This window comes from Chromobacterium alkanivorans (assembly GCF_016937655.1).
Classification (GTDB): Bacteria; Pseudomonadota; Gammaproteobacteria; order Burkholderiales; family Chromobacteriaceae; genus Chromobacterium; species Chromobacterium alkanivorans.
Genome location: NZ_JAFHKL010000005.1, coordinates 299,809 through 318,938, shown reverse-complemented (window position 1 = coordinate 318,938; position 19,130 = coordinate 299,809). Strand labels below are relative to the sequence as shown.

Genomic DNA, 19,130 nt, shown 5'->3' with positions numbered 1-19,130 from the left:
GGCAATCCCGGCCAGCCGGACCGCCACGCAGCTGTTATAATCGCCGCTTTCCTGTAATCCAGTGTTCTTTTCCCGATGACTGCTGCCCAGCTGCTGGCCCGACTCAAGGCCGACCTCCCCTCTTGTCTGATCCGCGACCGCCACGCCTTGCGCCGCAAACTGAGCGACGCCGCCGAGCGGCTGAAGAAGAACCAGCCTGCGGACAAGCAGCTGGCCGACATCCAGTCGCAGATCGAACGCTCCGCCGCCAAGGTGGCCGCGCGCCGCGCCCATCTGCCCAAGCCCGATTTCGACGACGCGCTGCCGGTCAACCAGAAACTGGCCGACATCAAGACCGCGATCGAGCGCCATCAGGTGGTGATCATCTGCGGCGAAACCGGCTCCGGCAAAACCACCCAGCTGCCCAAGATCTGCCTGGAGCTGGGCCGCGGCGTGCACGGCCTGATCGGCCACACCCAGCCGCGCCGGCTGGCCGCGCGCTCGGTGGCCAGCCGCATCGCCCAGGAACTGAAATCCACGCTGGGCGAGCACGTCGGCTTCAAGGTGCGCTTCACCGACAAGTTGTCGGAAAAATCGGTGATCAAGCTGATGACCGACGGCATCATGCTGGCGGAAACCCAGACCGACCGTTACCTGGAAGCCTACGACACCATCATCATCGACGAGGCGCACGAACGCAGCCTCAACATCGATTTCCTGCTGGGCTATCTGAAGCAGCTGCTGCCGCGCCGGCCGGATCTGAAGGTGATCATCACCTCGGCCACCATCGACGCCGACCGCTTCTCGCGCCATTTCGACGGCGCGCCGGTGATTGAAGTCTCCGGCCGCACCTATCCGGTGGAAGTGCGCTACCGGCCGCTAGCGCAGCGCGACGAAGACGAGCGCGAGGTGGAAATGGAAGGCGCCATCGTCGACGCCGTCGACGAACTGTCTCGCCAGGGCCCGGGCGACATGCTGGTCTTCCTGCCCGGCGAGCGCGAAATCCGCGAAACGGCGGAAAAGCTGCGCAAGTCCGGCATCCGCGGCTACGAGATCCTGCCCTTGTTCGCGCGGCTGTCCAACGAGGACCAGCAAAAGATCTTCAAACCGTCCGGCGGCCGCCGCATCGTGCTGGCCACCAATGTGGCCGAAACCTCGCTGACGGTGCCGGGCATCAAATACGTGATCGACACCGGACAGGCGCGCATCAACCGCTACAGCCCGCGCGCCAAGGTGGAACAGCTGCAAGTGGAGAAAATCTCCCAGGCGGCGGCGCGGCAGCGCGCCGGCCGTTGCGGCCGCGTCGAGGCCGGCATCTGCGTGCGTCTGTACGGCGAGGACGACTTCAATCAGCGCCCGGCCTTCACCGATCCGGAAATCGTCCGCTCCAACCTGGCCGCAGTCATTCTACGCATGGCCGCGCTGCGGCTGGGCAAGGTGGACGCCTTCCCCTTCCTGGAAGCGCCCAGCAGCCGGCTGATCGCCGACGGCTATCAGGTGCTGACCGAGCTGGGCGCGGTGGACGACAAGGGCGAACTGACCGGCGTGGGCAAGGAACTGGCGCGGATTCCGGTGGACCCCAAGGTGGGCCGCCTGCTGCTGGCCGGCCGCGACTTCGGCTGCGTGCGCGAAGTGCTGATCATCGCCGCCGCCTTGAGCGTGCAGGACCCGCGCGAACGCCCCTTCGAGGCGCGCGAGGCGGCCGAACGCGCGCAAGCGCGCTTCAACGACGAGAAGTCCGACTTCCTGTCCTTTCTGCACCTGTGGGACTTCTTCGCCGACGCGCTCAAGCACAAGAAATCCAACCGACTGCTGATCAACACCTGCCACGAGCACTTCCTGTCCCATCTGCGCTTGCGCGAATGGCGCGAACTGCATGCGCAGCTGGCCGACATCGCCAGCGAGTTGGGCTTGATCAAGCGCGAACAGGCGCATGCCGACGCCGAACAGCCGGACGCGCAGATGACGCAGAAAAAGCGCCAGCAGCTAGACGCCGTCGCCTATGAAAACCTGCACAAGGCGCTGGTGACCGGCCTGATCGGCAACCTGGGCATGAAAAACCAGGAAGGCGACGACTATCAAGGCACTCGCGGCGTCAATTTCCATGTTTTCCCCGGCTCCGGCCTGAAAAAAGCCAAGCCCAAGTGGCTGGTGGCGGCGGAACTGGTGGAAACCACCCGCCTCTACGCCCGCTGCGTGGCCAAGATCGAGCCGGAATGGGTGGAAAAGCTGGCGCCGCATCTGGTCAAATACCATTACTTCGACCCGCATTGGGAAAAGAGCCGCGGCGAAGTGGTGGCCAGCGAGCGCGTCACCCTGTACGGCCTGACCCTGGTGCCGCGGCGCCCGGTCAGCTATGGCCGCATCGCGCCGGAAGAGGCGCGCGAACTGTTCATCCGCGGCGCGCTGGTGAATATGGAATACGTCAGCAACGCGCCCTTCTTCCAGCGCAACCAGCAATTGATCCGCGAAGTGGAGCAGCTGGAGCACAAGGCCCGCCGCCAGGACGTGCTGGTGGACGAAGAGGCGCTGTTCGCCTTCTACAGCGAACGGATTCCGGCCGAAGTGGTGGACGCCGCCAGCTTCGAGGCCTGGCGCAAAGAAGCGGAAAAAACCGAAGCCAAGCTGCTGCACCTGACGCGCGAGGAGCTGATGCGCCACGCCGCGCAACATGTCACCGAAAACCAGTTCCCGGAATGGCTGGAACTGGAAGACGGCCGCCTCAAGCTGCGCTACCGCTTCGAACCCAATCACCCGCTGGACGGCGTCACCCTGGACGTGCCGCTGGCCATTCTCAACCGCCTGCAGCCGGCGGCCTTCGAATGGCTGGTGCCCGGCATGGTGCGAGAGAAGCTGCAACAGCTGATCAAGGGCCTGCCCAAGCAGATCCGCCGTTGCTGCGTGCCGGTGCCGGACTTCGTCACTCGCTTCCTCAGCGGCAATCCGGACCCGCAGCAGCCGATCGCGCCGCAGCTGGCGCGCTTCATCCTGCGCGAGACCGGCGGCGTCAAAGTGGACATCGACGACTTCCGCGCCCAGGAACTGCCGGCCCACCTGCTGTTCAACTTCCGCGTCATCGACGACGGCAAGCAGGAAATCGGCCTGGGCCGCGACTTGCTGGCGCTGCAAAAGCAGTTCGGCCAGGCCGCCCAGCTGACCTTCCGCGACACCAGCGCGGAATTCGAGCGCGACGAGGTCAGCAGCTGGGACTTCGGCGAACTGCCGGAAAGCATACAGTTCGCCCGCGGCCGTCAGCAGCTGACCGGCTACCCGGCCTTGACGCTGGAGCAGGACAAGGTGGCGATCCGTCTGTTCGATACCCAGCTGGTGGCCGAGCGCCATCATCGCCAGGGGGTGATCCGGCTGCTGCAGCTGCAGCTGAAGGAACAGATGAAGCAGCTGTCCAAGGGCCTGCCCGGCATGACCCAGCTGGGTCTGCAACTGCGAGCGGTGGCCAATGTCGACGAATTGCTGGCCGACGCCATCGCCTGCATCTGCGACCGCGCCTTCATCGGCGACGACCCGCTGCCGCGCACGGAAAAAGCCTTCAACGATCAGAAAACCCGCGCCCGCACCCGGCTGCCGGCGGTCAATCAGGCGGTGACCCAGTACCTGGGCCAGGTGGCGGCGGAATACGGCCCGCTCAGCGTCAAAATGCAGAAGCACAAGCTGGGCTACGACTTGCAGCAGCAATTGGCCAAGCTGGTTTACAAGGGCTTCCTGGCCGCCACGCCGTGGAGTCAGCTGCCGCATTTGCCGCGTTATATGCGCGCGATGGGTCTGCGCATGGACAAGCAGCCGGCCAATCCGCAGCGCGACGGCCAGCGCGGCGCGGAAATCCGCGACCTGTGGCAGAAGTGGGAAACACGAGTGGCAGAGGACAACGAAGCCGAAGGCGCGTCCCAGGCGCTGCTGGACTTCCGCTGGCAAATCGAGGAGCTGCGCGTCAGCCTGTTCGCCCAGGAACTGAAAACGCCCTATCCGGTGTCCGCCAAGCGGCTGATGAAGCTGTGGAGCGAGCTGCCGCGCTAACGGCGCAAGCCGCGCATGGCACAACGGCGGCGTCCAGCCATCTGGATGCCGCCGTTTTTTTATTGCCTGCTTGCGGCCGAAGCCGCTCGCCTCAATGCACCGGGTGGGACAAGCCCGGCCTATCTCCCCAGGCCAGCAGGAACAGGCCCATCGCCAGGCCGATCAGGCAGAAGATCAGCAGATAGCCGGCCAGCGCCAGCGAACTGGCTTCCATCCACACCGACAACAGCACCGGCGTGAAGCCGCCCACCACCGCGTAAGCCACATTGTAGGAAAACGACAGGCCGCTGAAGCGGATGGGGGCCGGGAAGGCGCGCACCATCAGATAAGGCACCGCGCCGACGATGCCGGCGGCGAAACCGGTCAAAGTGTACAAGGGACGCAGCCAGCTCGCGTCCTGGCCCATGGTCTGGTAGAAACACCAGCTGCTGACGCCCAGCAGCAGGCTGCCCACGGTGAATACCGGGCCGCCGCCGAAACGGTCCGCCGCCAGGCCGGCGACGATGCAGCCCACGCTCAGCGCGACGATGGCCAAGCTGTTGGCGAACAGCGCCTCCACCGGCGGCACGCCGAACTGTTTTTGCAAAAAGGTGGGCGTCATCAGGATCACCACCACAATGGTGACCGACAGCATCGCGGTGGCCGCCATCGACAAGGCCATGCCCAGCCGGTGACCGCGCAGCGCCGCCTTCAAGGGCAGCTCGGCGGACAGCGCCTTGCGCGCCTGCATTTCGCTGAACACCGGCGTTTCATGCAGCCAGCGGCGCAAATACATCGCCACCAGGCCGAACACCCCGCCAACCAGGAAAGGAATCCGCCAGGCGCCGTCCTCCAGCTGCTGCGGCGTGAAGGCCAGGTTCATCGCCATCGCGATCAGCGAGCCGAACAGAATGCCTATGGTCAGGCCGGAGGTGATGATGCCGCAGGCGAGACCGGTGCGGCGCGCCGGCGCGTGCTCGGCGACGAAGACCCAGGCGCCCGGCACTTCGCCGCCAATGGCCGCGCCCTGCAATACGCGCAACAGCAGCAGCAGGATCGGCGCCCATATCCCTATGTTCTGATAGGTGGGCAGCAGACCCATCGCCAGCGTCGGCAGCGCCATCAACACGATGCTGAGCGTGAACATGCGCTTGCGGCCGAACAAATCGCCGAAATGCGCCATGACGATGCCGCCCAAGGGCCGCGCCAGATAGCCGGCGGCGAAGATGCCGAACACCTGCAGTTGCCGCAGCCAGCCCGGGATGTCGTGGGGGAAGAACAGCTTGCCCAGCACCAGAGCGAAGAACACGTAAATGATGAAATCGTAAAACTCCAGCGCGCCGCCCAGCGAGGCCAGGCCCAGCGTCTTGCAGTCGTTCCGGTTCAGCTTGCGCGTGTGCGCCGTCTCGGCGCTCGCGGTTTGAGTCATGTCGGGTCCTTTCCGCGACCAGGATGCGATCGCCCTCCCCGCCGCGCGGCGCGAAGGGCGCGATATTCATTTTTTGAAGGGATTGATCGTCGGCGCGTCCTCGTGCTGGACAATGCCGAAGCTGCGACGGATCAGAGAATTGAGCACCGGCTGGCGATGGCGTATCCACAGCGAGGTCGGCACCGGCCGGCAGCCCATTCTCGCCTTGGGTTCCAGCGCGGTGCGGCCGAAGATCACCCGCCGTCCGCCGGCGGCCAGCGCCGACTCTATCGCCGAATGCAGCAGGCGCAGATACAACGGCAGCGTCTTGGCCGCGGCGCGGTCGAAGCCTATCTGCGCGGCGGTGATCTCAGCGCCGTTCTTCAGGACCAGCAAGAAGCCCAGCAGCGCGCCGTCGCGCCACAGTCCGCGCAATTCCGCCCGTTCCGGCCCCAAGGCGGCCATCCGCCGCCAGTAAGCGGCGCTCACCGTCACCGGCCGCAGCGTGGCGTTGTCCTGCACCGCCAGATAGAGCTGCTGCATCCGCTCCGCCTGGGCGTCCACCTGCTCCGGCGTCATCACGCCGATTTCGCAGCCGGCGGCCTCGATAGGCTTGAAGATCTGCTGGCGGATGGCGCTGCGGTACTTGGAGGTCATGCCGGCCAGGTAATCGTCGTAAACGCGCCAGTCATCCGCCAGCGGCAACACCATATTGGGTTCCGTTTCCAGGGCGCTGTAGCTGAGCTTGCCCAGCGCCTGGCTGTCTTCCCGCGCCGTCTCGTCCAGATCCTTGACCAGCACGAAGTCGATCTGGCCGTTCAGCTTCTCGGCGCGGCGGATGCGGTAGAGGATCTCCGCCGTCGCCTGCCAGCGGGTCTGCGGGTCCAGGTCCGCGGCGAAGGCCGCGCCGTCCAGGCCGTAGCTGAGCATATTGCCGCAGACCAGCAGCCGTTGCCGCAGCCGCGGCTTGAGGTTTTGCGCCAGCGCCGCGCGCAGCGAGCCTTCCGGACGCGGCCCGGGGTGGGCGTGCATGGTCTCCAGGCTGACCTCCAGCAACTGCATCGCCACCGCCGCCACCGGCACGCCGTCGCGATAGGCCAGCGCGTAGCGGACTTCGAAATCGGCGAGCCCGGACTGCTCCAGCGCGCGCCAGTAATCGCGGGACATCAGCAGGCCGTGCGGCGCCGCCAATTGATCCCAGTGTTGTCCGTTCAGGAAGTCTATGCGCTCGGAAAAGGCGAAATTCAGCGCGCTGGCTTGCCGCAAGCGACGGCGCAGCTTCCAGCCGTCGCCCAATTGGCGGGCCAGTTGTTTGATTTTCTTGCTCATGGGTGGGGACGCAGCAGGCGGGCTCTATGATTGACAATCATTCCAGTGTGCCGCAATGCCAAACGGGCAACAAGCGTCCTCAACTCATCTCCCCTGCCAGCAGCCGGCGATAACGCTCCGGCGAATAGCCCAGTTGCTTGTTGAACATGGCGATGAAGGCGGAGGCGGTGCCGTAGCCCAGGTCAGCGGCGATGTCCTGCACCGCCCGGCCCTCGCGCAGCCAGACCAGGGCCCGCATCAGGCGCACCCGGGTGCGCCACTGGACGAAGCTCATGCCCAGTTCCAACTGAAAATGGCGCGCCAGCGTGCGCTCGGTGCCGTGCACCCGCTGCGCCCACTGCGCCAGCGTGGTGTCGTCGGCCGGGCGCTCGCGAATGGCCGCCAGGATGGGCGCCAGCTGGCGGTGACGGCTGTCCGGCAGATAACTGTCCTGGTGGCCGGCCCGGGCCAGCCGCTCCAGCAGCAGCTCGGCCTGGCGGCGGTCCCACGGGTCCTGGATGGCGGTGACGCCGCGTTGGCAGAAATCCTCCAGCAGCGCGCGCAGCAAGGGCGTTTGCGGGATCAGACAGGGGTGGCCGGGCAGCTTTGCCGCCTGCTCGGCGTCCACGTAGACCGAGGTGTAGCGTATCGCCTGACGCACCGAGGCCGAATGGCGAACGCCGGCCGGCACCCAGATCAGAAACTCCGCCGGCGCCGCCAACGCGCGCTCGCCCTGATCCGGCTCGTACAGGGTCAGCTCTATCACCCCCAGGCTGATGCTGTTCAACTGCCCCCAGGAATGGCTGTGCGGCAAACATTCGGAATCCGGCGTCAGCAAGTGGTGGCGCAGGTGAATCGGCGCGGGCTCCGGCAAGCCCGGGTCCAGCAGATAGTCGTCCAATTTGTCGGTTTCCCGTTATCGTCTTGTCTGAATTGCGCTATATGAGATAAATCAGACAGCGGTACACTGCGGACTGTCAATGCTTTTCTGTGCTCTTGCCGGCAAAACCGCCGAGAGCCGCATCCGGAGCCGCACCATGTACTCATTGTTTCCCATGCTGGCCGTGCTGATCTGGTCCGCCAACACCGTGGTGTCCAAAGCCGCGGCCCAGGCGCTGGACCCCGCCGCCATTTCCTTCTATCGCTGGCTGCTGGCCGCGCTGATTCTCACCCCGCTGAGCCTGCGGCCGGTGCTGCGCCAATGGCGCGTCATCCGCCCCTGGCTCGGCCGCTTCGCCGTGCTGGCCGCGCTGGGTATGGTGATGTACCAATGCCTGGCCTATTACGCCGCGCACAGCACCAGCGCCACCAATATGGGCGTGATCTGCGCCCTGATCCCGCTGCTGGGCCTGGCCTTGAACGCCATCGCCTTCCGCCAGCCGGTGGGCGCGCACGCGCTGTTCGGCGTCGCGGTGTCCTTGCTGGGCGTGCTCTACCTGCTGGGCCAGGGCCGGCCGCTGGATCTGCTCAGCGGCGGCGTCAACCGCGGCGACGCGCTGATGCTGGTCGGCTCTCTCTCCTACGCGCTGTACGGCATTCTGCTGCGCCGCTGGGCGCCGCCCTTCGGCAGCTGGACCAATCTCTACATCCAGGTGCTGCTGGCGGTGCTGATGCTGGTGCCAGTGGCGATGAGCGCGGACAGCCTGGCGGTGCCGCCGCAGGGCGTGGGCCTGGTCGCCTTCGCCGGCATCGCCTCCTCGGTGCTGGCGCCCTATCTGTGGATGCGCGGCATCCAGGGCCTGGGCAGCGAGCGCACCGCCATCTTCATGAATCTGTTGCCCTTGTTCACCGCCGTGATCGCCAGCGCGCTGCTGGGCGAGACCATCCACGACTTCCACTGGCTGGGCGGCGGCCTGATCCTGCTCGGCGTCAGCCTGAGCCAAGGCGGCTGGGCCAAGCTGCGCGGCCTCGCCCGTTCGACGGCCTGAGCTTCGCTTTTCCCGCCGCGCCCGGGCTCCACGGCCGGCGCGGCGGGATTGCCGCGGCCCCGCATATCGCCTAAGCTCTGTAACAAAACCGCAGCCGGCGCGGGCCGGCCATGACAACCTCTTTACCGTGGAACTCGAACCCATGTGCCAGTTATTGGGCATGAATTGCAATACTCCAACCGACATCCTGTTCTCCTTCGAAGGCTTTCACCGCCGCGGCGGTCAGACCGACCATCACGCCGACGGCTGGGGCATCGCCTTTTTCGAGAGCAAGGGCTGCCGCATCTTTTTGGACGACAAACCGTCGGTGGAATCGCCGGTGGCCAATCTGGTGCGCAACTATCCGATCAAATCGGAAAACGTGATCGCCCACATTCGCAAGGCCACCCAGGGCGAAGTCAACCTGGCCAACACCCATCCCTTCATGCGCGAGATGTGGGGCCGCTACTGGATCTTCGCCCACAACGGCAATCTGGAGAACTTCCAGCCCGAAGCCGGCTGCCATTACAACCCGGTGGGCGGCACCGATTCCGAACGCGCGTTCTGCCACCTGATGGAGCGGCTGCGCGCCAAATGGTGCCAGCAGCCGCAGCTGGATGAGCTATTCGCCGAAGTGGCGCGGCTGGCGGCCGAGATTTCCAGCCACGGCGTGTTCAACTTCATGCTGAGCAACGGCGAGGTGCTGTTCGCCCACTGCTCCACCAATCTGCACTACATCATCCGCCAGGCGCCGTTCAACACCGCCCACCTGGTGGACGACGACGTCAGCGTGGACTTCGCCTCGGTCACCACGCCGCACGACCGCGTGGCGGTGATCGCCACCCAGCCGCTGACCGACAATGAAAGCTGGACCCCGCTCGTCCCCGGCGAGCTGCTGCTGTTCCGCGACGGCTCCCCGCTGTCGCAGCACCTGCCGGACTGAGCGTCCGCCGACAAGCCCTTGCCGCCGGTGTTATGCTGGCGGCAACGTCTTGTGTTCCGCGAGGGCCGCCATGCAGCGATTCGACTTCAGCCACGCCCCCTTCGACGCCCTGAGTCCGGACGAGCGCCTGCGCCTGGAGGCCTGCGCCGACATCCTGTTCTACGCCGACGAGCAAACCGTGCTGGCGCCGGACGCGGCGGTGACCGCCATGTACGTGGTGATCAAGGGCGTGGTGCGGGAAATGGCCGGCGACGAGATCGTCGCGCTGTACCGGGCCCAGGACGGCTTCGACGCCCGCGCCATGGCCGCCGGCCAGACCTCCCACCGTTTCATCGTGCAGGAAGAAGCGCTGCTCTACAGCCTGCCGCGCGCCGAAGTGCTGGCGCTGACCGAGAGCAACCCGCGCTTCGGCGCCTATTTTTACGCCAGCGTGTCGGAAAAGCTGGGCCGGCTGGCGCAGAGGGCCGGCCAGCGCGAACTGCAAACTTTGCTGGCGGCCACCGTGCGCGACGTCGGCGGCCGCCAGCCGGTGTTCGTCGACGGCGACGCCAGCCTGCGCGACGCGGCGGCGGCGATGAAGGCGCACAAATCCAAATCCGTGCTGCTGCGCGACAACGGACGGCTGGGCATCCTCACCACCACCGACTTCCGCGACATCGTGCTGAACGGCGTGTCCTCGGACGCGCCGGCGGCCGCGCATTGCCAGTACGAGCTCCTGACCATAGACATCGACGACTTCCTGTTCAACGCCCTGCTGCTGATGACGCGCCGCAATCTGCGCCGCCTGGTGGTGACCGAGCGCGGCGAGCCGGTGAGCATGCTGGCCCAGGTGGACGTGCTGTCCTATTTCTCCAACCACTCCCATCTGATCGCGCAGCGGCTGGAGCGCGCGGCCACGCTGGACGAACTGACGGAAGTGGCGGAGCAGATCCCGCGGCTGGTGCGCATCCTGTCCGGCCACGGCGTCAAGGCGCTGCAACTGGGCCGGCTGGTGCAAAGCCTCAACGCCCGGCTGTTCGCCCGCGCCTGGCGGCTGATCGCGCCGCCGGAGCTGGTGGCCAACAGCTGCCTGTTGGTGCTGGGCTCGGAGGGGCGCGGCGAACAGATACTCAAAACCGATCAGGACAACGCGCTGCTGCTGCGCGACGGCGCGGCGTGGCCGCAACTGGAGGCCAGCTGTCAGGCCTTTTCCGCCGCGCTGGCCCGCTTCGGCTACCCGCCCTGTCCCGGCGACATCATGCTCAGCCATCCGGACTGGCGCTTCAGCGGCGCCGAGCTGCGCGACCGCCTGCACAACTGGGTGCACCGCCCGGACGGGCAAGCCTTGATGCGGCTGGCCATCTTCGTGGACGCGGAAGCCGTCTGCGGCGACGCCGCGCTGCTGGAGGACGCCCAAAGCTATCTGCGCGCCACCTTGCGCGACGACGCCGGCTTCTTCTCCCGTTTCGCCCGCGCCATCGAACAGTTCGACACCCCGCTGGGCCTGTTCTCCCATCTGCAGACCCGAGACCGCGACGGCCGCGCCGCGCTGGACCTGAAAAAAGGCGGCATCTTCCCGCTGGTGCACGGCATCCGCGCGCTGGCGCTGGAATACGGGGTCAGCGACAACAACTCGCAGCAAAGGCTGCAGGCACTGGCGGCGCAAGGCCGGCTGGAGCGGAGCCTGGCCGAGGACGTGGGCGAGGCGCTGTCCTATCTGATGCAGCTGCGGCTGGAACAGGGGCTGGAGCGGCTTGGCGCCGGCAAGCCGGCCGACAATCTGCTGGAACCGGAAAAGCTGTCCTCGCTGGAACGGGACCTGCTCAAGGACGCGCTGGCCGTGGTCAAGCGCTTCAAGGCGCAGCTGCGCCACCATTACCGGCTGGGCAGCTTCTGATGCTGACCGCCCTGCTGCGCCAATGGCAGCGCCGCCGGCTGCGCGATCCGGCCTACGCCGGCATGTATAGCGAGCATCCTGACGAACTGGTCAGCCTGGACTGCGAAACCACCAGCCTGAATCCGGCGGAGGCCGAGCTGCTGTCCATAGGCGCGGTCAAGCTGCGCGGCAACCGCATCCTCGCCAGCGAGGCGCTGTATCTGTTGGTGCGGCCGGAACGGGCGCCGCCAGCGGACAATGTGCGCATCCACGGCCTGCGGCCCATCGACGTTAATCAGGGCATGGAAGCCCTGGACGCGATGCGGCGGCTGCTGGACTTCGTCGGCGGCCGGCCGCTGCTGGGCTATTACCTGGAATACGATATGGCGGTGCTCAACCGCTATATCCGCCCCTGGCTGGGCGTGCCGCTGCCGCAGCGGCGCATCGAGATCTCCGGCCGCTATTACGACTACAAGCTGCGGCAAAACCCGGACGCCCACATCGACCTGCGGCTGGCCAGCATCTGCCAGGATCTGGACATGCCCGCGCCGCCGCGTCACGACGCGCTCAACGACGCCATCAACGCGGCCATGCTCTACCTGGCGCTGAAACAGCGCGGCTATGGCTAAGAACCTGTTTACGATCTGCTGCGCTGCGGCGATACGGCGTTGAAAACGCCTTCGAAATGCTCATGTACCCTCTGTACATTCCGCTTTCTCAGCCGTTTTCGCCTTGTCTCGCTCTTGCTCGCGAGATCGTAAACAGGTTCTAAGCCCGCAGCGCGAGGGCCGAACCTGCCGGAACATGGCGGCTTGCCATTGCGCATCAGACTGATAGCTTGTTCTGTTTGCCGCTCACAACCTTGGAGGCACAGGCATGCACTCGAGCCGAATCCAGCTAGCGGACGGCGAGCACACTGTTGTTGAATGGCACGGCGTTCCGGAACAAGCCCCGCAGGGCGTGATCCTGTTCTTGCCGGCCTTGGGCGTCAACGTGTCCTACTATCGCGCGCTGGGCGCGGCCTGGGCCGCGCGCGGCTATTGCGTGGCGGCGCTTGAGACCAGGGGCATGCGTCAAAGCTCGGTGCGGGACGTCCGCCGTCAGGACTTCGGCTACCAGGAAGTGCTGGCCGATATCGCCCATCTGCGTCGACGGCTGGGCGAACAGACATCCGGCCGGCCGCTGCTCCTGGCGGGACACAGCCTGGGCGGGCAATTCGCCCTGCTGCAAGCCTGCGAAAATCCGGCCGAGGTGGCCGGCGTGGCTTTGCTCGCGAGCGGCTCCAACTACTTCCGCGCCATGCCCGGCGCATTGTCCGCCTGGAAACGCGGCTTTGGCCTGCGGCTGATTCAACAACTCAACCGCGGCCTGGGCTACTTTCCCGGCGACAAGCTGGGCTTTGGCGGACGACAGCCGGGGCGGCTGATCCGCGACTGGACGCAGGAAGCCTTGCACGGCCGTTACCGGCCGGAAGGCGTGGACACCGACTACGAAGCGGCGCTGCGCCGGCTGGAACTGCCGGTGCTGCTGCTATCGCTGTCCGGCGATCGCTTCGTTCCCCGCTCCTGCGCGGATTTTCTGGCCGACAAGCTGGCGCGCGCCAGCGTGACGCAGCGGGAATTGCAGGCCGCGGATCACGGTCTGCGCGCCTTCTCCCACTTTGCCTGGGCCAAGTCCCCGCAACCGGTGCTGGACGCGTTTCAGGCTTGGCTGGAACAGCTGCCCAACGCGGCGGCCTGACTAGCGCCCTCCGCCGCGCAGCCGCCGGTACACCGTGCTGCGCGCCACCCCCAACTCCACCGCCGCGCGGCTGACATTGCCCTGACAGCGCGCCAGCGTCTGTTCGATCAAATCGTCGCGGCCGGCGGCCAGCGTCGGAGAGAGGGTGGCCGCTTCGGCGCGGCAGCCGGCCGGCAGGTTCTCGATCCCCAGTTCCGCGCCGTCGTCGGCCAGGGCCAGCATGGTGCGCAGCGCGCTGTGCAGCTGGCGCGCGTTGCCCGGCCAGCTGTAGGCCAGCAAGGCCGCCCGCAGCGGGCCGCCCAGGCGCACGCCGCGTCGCGCGGCGCCCAGTTCGTCCCAGATCTCGTCGATCAGAAGCGGCAGGTCGTCGCGCTCGCGCAAGGGCGGCAGCCGCACCGGATAGTCCTGCAGCCGGTAGAACAGGTCGGCGCGGAACTCGCCGGCCGCCGTCATCGCCGCCAGGTCGCGGTGAGTGGCGCAGACCAGCGCGAAATCCACCGCCTGCGTTCGGCCGCCGCCCAGCGGCGTGACTTCGCGCTGCTGCAAGGCGCGCAGCAGCCGCGCCTGCATCGCCGCCGGCATGTCCCCCACCTCGTCCAGGAACAGCACGCCGCCGTCGGCTTCGCGCAGCTTGCCCGTCATGCCCTTGCGCCGCGCGCCGGTGAACGCGCCCTCCTCGTAGCCGAACAGCTCAGACTCGATCAGTGCCTCTGGTATCGCCGCGCAGTTGACGGCGACGAAGGGTCCGCGGCCGCGCCGGCTGGCGGCGTGCAAGGCGCGGGCGAACACCTCCTTGCCCACGCCGGTTTCGCCTTGCAGCAACACAGGAATGTCGGCGTTCAGCACTTTGACGGCGCGCTGCAAGGCGACCGAGGGCCGCGCCGCCGCGTCGGCCTTGGGCGTTTGCCGCGCCGTCGGCGCCTGACTCGCCGGCGGCGTGATGTGCAGATGAAAATGCTGGCCGCGCCGGCCTAGCCGCGTTCGCAGGCCGTCGGCCGGCTGCAGCTCGCCGTCGAACAGCTGGCCGAAGCGCGCCCGCCCCAGGTCGGCCCAGGCCAGGCCGAGCCAGGCCAGCGCGCAGCTATTGGCCTCCACCAGCACCTCGTCGGCGAAAACCAGCACGCCTTCGCGCGGCGAGCCCAGCAAGGCGTGGTTCAGGTGGAAGCGCACCAGCCAATGTTCGGAGGCCGGCCGCGCCAGCCAGCGGTGTTCGATCTGGCGCGCCGCCAACCGCACCAAGCCCAGCGCGTGCGCGTCGTGGGCGCGCGCGTCGCTGCTGATGTTGAGCGCGCCGGCCAGGCGGCCGTTGGGCGCGAAGATGGGCGCGGCCGAGCAGGAGATGCCGCCGTTGCTGGCCAGATAGTGTTCGCCGCCGTTGACCTGCACCGCCGCGCCCAGCGCCAGCGCGGTGCCGATGGCGTTGGTGCCTCGGTCGCGCTCGCCCCAGGCCATGCCTGGCAGCAAGGCCACCTGTTCCGCCTTGGGCAGAAAACCGGGGCAACCGGCGGCGTTGAGGATCACGCCGTCGGCGTCGCTGAGCAGCACGATGCCGCGGCGGTCGACGACTTGTTCGCCCAGCCCGTCCAGCTCGGGCTGGGCCAGCCGCAACAACAGGCCGTTGGCCTCGCGCAGCGCGTTCAGCGCCGCGCTTTCCAGGCCGTCTTGCCGTCGCGCGCCCTGCGGCGGCAAGGCCTGCTGCCGGCAGCGCTGCCAGGACTGGGCGATTTCGCCCCTGAGCCCGGCCGGCGCCAGCCCTTGTTGGAAGAAGCTGCGGCGCGCCCGCTCCACGGGCGAGGCGATGGGATGATCCATGATGACTTCCCTCCGGACGTGAGCGCCGGCGCTAGGTCTCGCGAGCGGCCGCGAGACGGGACGAAAACGGTTGCGGCGGCGGATGAACCGCCACCTTAGCACGACGCGCGCCGGAGCCGGCGTCGCATCGGACGCGACACTGTAGCGTTTTGCGACAGCTTGCGCCGCGGCCAATCGGACAGGCCGCCCCCTTGGCGCCGGCGTCGGCCTGCTGCGGCGCAATGCGCGGCGCGCGGATCGCAACGGCCTGGCCGGCATGCCGCGTTTTGCATCGCAACACGCCGTCCCGGCGGCCGTCATTGGCACGCTTTCTGCTGCACAGCGGCCACCGCGGCCCGCCGCCGCGCGGCAACGGCCAATCCACAACAGGAGAAACACCATGCGTTACGCCCACCCCGGCACGCCCGGCGCGCTGATCGCCTTCAAGCCCCGCTACGGCAACTACATCGGCGGCGAGTTCACGCCTCCGGTCAACGGCCAGCACTTCACCAACACTTCGCCGGTCAACGGCCAGCCCATCGCCGAATTTCCGCGCTCCGACGCCGCCGACGTCGACAAGGCGCTGGACGCCGCCCACGCCGCCGCCGACGCCTGGGGCCAGACCTCGGCGCAGCAACGCTCCTATCTGCTGCTGCAGATCGCCGACCGCATCGAAGCCAATCTGGAGGTGCTGGCCGTCACCGAAACCTGGGACAACGGCAAGCCGGTGCGCGAGACGCTGAACGCCGACATCCCGCTGGCGGCGGATCACTTCCGCTATTTCGCCGGCTGCATCCGCGCCCAGGAAGGCACGGCGGCGGAAATAGACCACAACACCATGGCTTACCACATCCACGAGCCGCTGGGCGTGGTGGGCCAGATCATCCCGTGGAACTTCCCCCTGCTGATGGCGGCGTGGAAGCTGGCGCCGGCGCTGGCCGCCGGCAACTGCGTGGTGCTGAAGCCGGCGGAACAGACGCCGCTGGGCATCGCGGTGCTGATGGAGGTGATAGGCGATCTGCTGCCGCCGGGCGTGGTCAACGTGGTGCACGGCTTCGGCAAGGAAGCCGGCCAGGCGCTGGCCACCAGCAAGCGCATCGCCAAGATCGCCTTCACCGGCTCCACCCCGGTGGGCCGCCACATCCTGCAATGCGCGGCGGAGAACATCATCCCGTCCACCGTGGAGCTGGGCGGCAAATCGCCCAATATCTTCTTTGAAGACATCATGCAGGCGGAGCCATCCTTCATCGAGAAGGCCGCCGAGGGCCTGGTGTTGGCCTTCTTCAACCAGGGCGAGGTCTGCACCTGCCCGTCGCGCGCGCTGGTGCAGGAATCCATTTACCCGGCCTTCATGGCCGAGGTGATGAAGAAGGTGCAGGCGATCAAACGCGGCGATCCGCTGGACACCGACACCATGGTGGGCGCCCAGGCCTCGCAGCAGCAGTTCGACAAAATCCTGTCCTACCTGGACATCGCGCGCCAGGAAGGCGCCGAGGTGCTGAGCGGCGGCAAGCTGGAGCCGCTGGAAGGCGGGCTGGCTCAGGGCTATTACATCCAGCCCACCCTGCTGAAGGGCAACAACAAGATGCGGGTGTTCCAGGAGGAGATTTTCGGCCCGGTGGTCAGCATCGCCACCTTCAAGGACGAGGCGGAAGCCGTCGCCATCGCCAACGACACCGAGTTCGGCCTGGGCGCCGGGGTGTGGACCCGCGACATCAACCGCGCTTACCGCGTCGGCCGCGCGATCAAGGCCGGCCGGGTGTGGACCAACTGCTATCACCTCTACCCGGCGCACGCGGCCTTCGGCGGCTACAAGAAGTCCGGCATCGGCCGCGAAACCCACAAGCGCGCGCTCGACCATTACCAGCAGACCAAGAACCTGCTGGTGAGCTTTGACGGCAAGCCGCTGGGCTTCTTCTAACCCTTCCATCAAGAAAAAAGGCGGGGCCGATCGGCTCCGCCTTTGTCGTTCACCGCCGGCTCAGACCGGCGGCGTCCACTGCTCGCCCACCGCCGCGCCGCCCATCGCCGGATCGCTGTAGCCGTCGCGCCCGGTTTCCACCCGCCCGGCGAAACGGCGGCTGAAGCCGGGGAAGACCGGCGCGCCGACGCTGACGTCGTACCAGCCGTGGCTGTTCTTCAGCGGCCAATTCAACACCGCCTCGCCCTGCGGCCCCACGGTGACGCGTTGCGGCTCGCTCTTCGCGTAGGCGTTGGCGCGCACCAGGAACTCGCAGTTCTCGCGGCCGCTATTGTGCAGCTTCAGGTAAACGTCGCCGGCGGCCGGGTCGTAACAGACCTGGATTTCCGGCTGCGCCTTGCTCAGGCGGCCCAGCTGGCCGGCGTCGCCGGTGAAGTGGCGATGGAAGCCGTTGGGGCCCAATACCCACAGATCGTAAAGATTGGCGTCGTAATTGACCCGCCACAGCCCGGACAGCTGCTTGCCGGCCTCCACCGCGTAGCGGCGCGGCGGCGCGTCCAGATGGCGGCGGTCGTAAACGTGGAACACCGCCGCCGCTTGGCCGCTATTGGCGAAGATCAACTCCACGGTGCCGGCGTTGCCGTCCACGCGCGCGCTGGCGTGCAGCTCGTAAGGCAGCGCTCGCGAGCGGCGCAGGCCAATGGCCTGGACCGGCAGCTCCGGCAAGGCCGGCGCGCTGGGCTTGGTGCGGCCGGGCAAGGCGCGCGCCCGCGCCGCCAGCGCGGCGGTGGCCGGCAGCTTGGGCAGCTCCGCGTTGGGATTGACGAAGTCGAAACAGGACAGCAGATCGCCGCACACCGCGCGCCGCCAGGCGCTGATATTGGGCTCCTTGACGCCAAAGCGCTGCTCGATGAAGCGGATCACCGAGGTGTGGTCGAACACCTGGGAGTTAACCCAGCCGCCGCGACTCCACGGCGAGATCACGTACATCGGCACCCGCGGCCCCGGCCCGTAAGGCACGTGGATCAGGTCGGCGCGCTCGTTGCCGGTCTCGCTGCTGCGCAGATGATGGTATTCGCCGTCGGTGGCCACGGTGGAGGCGCCGGCCAGAACCGCCTTGGCTGGATCGGAGTCCCAGCTCAGATAGCTGGGCGCGGCCGGCGGCGGCACGTGGTCGAAGAAGCCGTCGTTCTCGTCGAAATTGACCAGGAACACCGTCTTGCTCCACACCTCGGGGTTGGCGGTCAGCGCGTCCAGCACGCGGGCGGTGTAGTCGGCGCCCTGCGCCGGGCTGGACGGCCCCGGGTGTTCCGAGCCGTCGGCGGTGGCGACGATGTAGCTGACCTGCGGCAGGCGGTTGGCCAGCACGTCCTGGCGCAGATCGTCCAGCGTCCAGGTGGACAGGCCCTTGCTCTTCAGCGCCGGCTTGGCGCCGGCCTCGCCGAAATAGGCGGCGCGGAAGCTGCGGAAGCCGGCCACCGGATTGTCGGTGAAGTTGTCGGCCATGTCCTGATAGATCTTCCAGCCCACCCCGGCCTGCTCCAGCCGCTCGGCGTAGGTGCTGAAGGTGTAGCCGCCCTTGGGGTTGTAGTCGACCGAGTCGTAGGCGTTAGCGATCACCGGGCCCTTGCCCTTCTGCAGAGGATCGTTGCCGCCGCACCACAGGAACACGCGGTTGGGGTTGGTGCCGCCCTGGAAGGCACAGTGATAGGCGTCGCACAGGGTGAAGGCGTTGGCCAGCGCGTACTGGAACGGCAGGTCCGCCTCCTTGAAATGGCCCATGGAATGGTTCTGCTTGTACGTGGGCCAGGCGTTCATCGCGCCCTTGCCCCAGGCGTACTGCGCGTCCGACCACACATGCGGCGTGCCCTCCACCCGCATATAGGCGAAAGTCTGCTCGGTGTTGAGGTGGAACGGCGCCACCACCCGCGGCGGCGTGGCGCTATTGCCCTGATTGGTCTGATACCAGACGGTCTTGCGCTTGAGCAGGGCGCTGTCGGCCAGCGGCAGCGGGAAACGGTCGCCGAAGCCGCGCACGCCGGCCAGGCTGCCGAAGTAGTGGTCGAAGGCGCGGTTTTCCTGGGTCAGGATCACGATGTGCTCGACATCCTGCAAGGTGCCGGTGCGATTGTTGGCGGGAATGGCCAGCGCGCGCTGGATGGAGGCCGGCAGCAAGGACAGCGTCAAGGAACTGGCGGCTAGCGCGCTGCCGCGCTTGATGAACTGGCGGCGGGAAGTGGAAACGGGAGTGTCGGTCATGGCGGGCT

12 protein-coding genes are annotated in these 19,130 nt (G+C 67.2%); 7 read left to right on the top strand and 5 right to left on the bottom strand.

The window, feature by feature from the left end; all coding sequences use genetic code 11:
• The first annotated feature begins 75 nt into the window (after positions 1–75).
• Positions 76–4,011 (top strand): ATP-dependent RNA helicase HrpA, encoded by a 3,936-nt coding sequence (gene hrpA / locus JW897_RS11420; protein ID WP_205466172.1) that lies wholly within the window; start codon positions 76–78, stop codon positions 4,009–4,011.
• 91 nt (positions 4,012–4,102) lie between these two features.
• Here hrpA and JW897_RS11415 read toward each other — a convergent pair whose 3' ends face one another.
• The 3 genes from JW897_RS11415 to JW897_RS11405 all read right to left on the bottom strand — a co-directional run bounded on the left by JW897_RS11415 (position 4,103) and on the right by JW897_RS11405 (position 7,607).
• Complete coding sequence (locus JW897_RS11415; protein ID WP_205466170.1) at positions 4,103–5,419, bottom strand: MFS transporter; 1,317 nt, start codon at positions 5,417–5,419, stop codon at positions 4,103–4,105.
• Between the two features lie 66 nt (positions 5,420–5,485).
• Positions 5,486–6,727, bottom strand: coding sequence for a GNAT family N-acetyltransferase (locus JW897_RS11410; RefSeq protein ID WP_205466168.1), 1,242 nt, complete (start codon positions 6,725–6,727; stop codon positions 5,486–5,488).
• A gap of 79 nt (positions 6,728–6,806) precedes the next feature.
• Positions 6,807–7,607 (bottom strand): AraC family transcriptional regulator, encoded by an 801-nt coding sequence (locus JW897_RS11405; RefSeq protein ID WP_205466166.1) that lies wholly within the window; start codon positions 7,605–7,607, stop codon positions 6,807–6,809.
• Between the two features lie 136 nt (positions 7,608–7,743).
• Between JW897_RS11405 and JW897_RS11400 the strand changes: the two genes are divergently transcribed.
• The 5 genes from JW897_RS11400 (at position 7,744) to JW897_RS11380 (ending at position 13,151) form a co-directional block, all read left to right on the top strand.
• The gene (locus JW897_RS11400; RefSeq protein WP_205466164.1) at positions 7,744–8,634 is read left to right on the top strand and encodes a DMT family transporter; all 891 of its coding nucleotides are present in this window, start codon (positions 7,744–7,746) and stop codon (positions 8,632–8,634) included.
• Between the two features lie 142 nt (positions 8,635–8,776).
• Positions 8,777–9,556, top strand: coding sequence for a class II glutamine amidotransferase (locus JW897_RS11395; RefSeq protein ID WP_048415220.1), 780 nt, complete (start codon positions 8,777–8,779; stop codon positions 9,554–9,556).
• A gap of 70 nt (positions 9,557–9,626) precedes the next feature.
• Positions 9,627–11,432, top strand: coding sequence for a putative nucleotidyltransferase substrate binding domain-containing protein (locus JW897_RS11390; RefSeq protein WP_205466162.1), 1,806 nt, complete (start codon positions 9,627–9,629; stop codon positions 11,430–11,432).
• Positions 11,432–12,040: a 3'-5' exonuclease gene (locus JW897_RS11385; RefSeq protein ID WP_205466160.1), complete on the top strand. Its 609-nt coding sequence runs from the start codon at positions 11,432–11,434 to the stop codon at positions 12,038–12,040. The genes JW897_RS11390 and JW897_RS11385 overlap by 1 nt, the downstream gene beginning before the upstream one ends.
• A gap of 247 nt (positions 12,041–12,287) precedes the next feature.
• Entirely contained in the window at positions 12,288–13,151 is an 864-nt protein-coding gene (locus JW897_RS11380; RefSeq protein WP_205466158.1) for an alpha/beta fold hydrolase, read from the top strand.
• On the opposite strand, the gene JW897_RS11375 is transcribed toward JW897_RS11380, so the two are convergent.
• Positions 13,152–14,963 carry a sigma-54-dependent Fis family transcriptional regulator gene (locus JW897_RS11375; RefSeq protein WP_205466156.1) on the bottom strand — a complete coding sequence of 604 codons (1,812 nt, stop codon included), beginning with the start codon at positions 14,961–14,963 and terminating at the stop codon, positions 13,152–13,154.
• Positions 14,964–15,342: 379 nt separating this feature from the next.
• Here JW897_RS11375 and exaC point away from each other — a divergent pair, with 379 nt between their 5' ends.
• Entirely contained in the window at positions 15,343–16,863 is a 1,521-nt protein-coding gene (gene exaC, locus JW897_RS11370; protein ID WP_048415215.1) for an acetaldehyde dehydrogenase ExaC, read from the top strand.
• Positions 16,864–16,923: 60 nt separating this feature from the next.
• Here exaC and JW897_RS11365 read toward each other — a convergent pair whose 3' ends face one another.
• The gene (locus tag JW897_RS11365; RefSeq protein ID WP_205466154.1) at positions 16,924–19,122 is read right to left on the bottom strand and encodes a phosphocholine-specific phospholipase C; all 2,199 of its coding nucleotides are present in this window, start codon (positions 19,120–19,122) and stop codon (positions 16,924–16,926) included.
• Positions 19,123–19,130: the final 8 nt, after the last annotated feature.

Excerpts from the sequence above, each read along its gene's own strand:
- hrpA (WP_205466172.1), top strand. The coding sequence starts at position 76 with ATGACTGCTGCCCAGCTGCTGGCCCGACTCAAGGCCGACCTCCCCTCT.
- JW897_RS11415 (WP_205466170.1), bottom strand. The coding sequence starts at position 5,419 with ATGACTCAAACCGCGAGCGCCGAGACGGCGCACACGCGCAAGCTGAAC.
- JW897_RS11410 (WP_205466168.1), bottom strand. The coding sequence starts at position 6,727 with ATGAGCAAGAAAATCAAACAACTGGCCCGCCAATTGGGCGACGGCTGG.
- JW897_RS11400 (WP_205466164.1), top strand. The coding sequence starts at position 7,744 with ATGTACTCATTGTTTCCCATGCTGGCCGTGCTGATCTGGTCCGCCAAC.
- JW897_RS11395 (WP_048415220.1), top strand. The coding sequence starts at position 8,777 with ATGTGCCAGTTATTGGGCATGAATTGCAATACTCCAACCGACATCCTG.
- JW897_RS11390 (WP_205466162.1), top strand. The coding sequence starts at position 9,627 with ATGCAGCGATTCGACTTCAGCCACGCCCCCTTCGACGCCCTGAGTCCG.
- JW897_RS11385 (WP_205466160.1), top strand. The coding sequence starts at position 11,432 with ATGCTGACCGCCCTGCTGCGCCAATGGCAGCGCCGCCGGCTGCGCGAT.
- JW897_RS11380 (WP_205466158.1), top strand. The coding sequence starts at position 12,288 with ATGCACTCGAGCCGAATCCAGCTAGCGGACGGCGAGCACACTGTTGTT.
- JW897_RS11375 (WP_205466156.1), bottom strand. The coding sequence starts at position 14,963 with ATGGATCATCCCATCGCCTCGCCCGTGGAGCGGGCGCGCCGCAGCTTC.
- exaC (WP_048415215.1), top strand. The coding sequence starts at position 15,343 with ATGCGTTACGCCCACCCCGGCACGCCCGGCGCGCTGATCGCCTTCAAG.
- JW897_RS11365 (WP_205466154.1), bottom strand. The coding sequence starts at position 19,122 with ATGACCGACACTCCCGTTTCCACTTCCCGCCGCCAGTTCATCAAGCGC.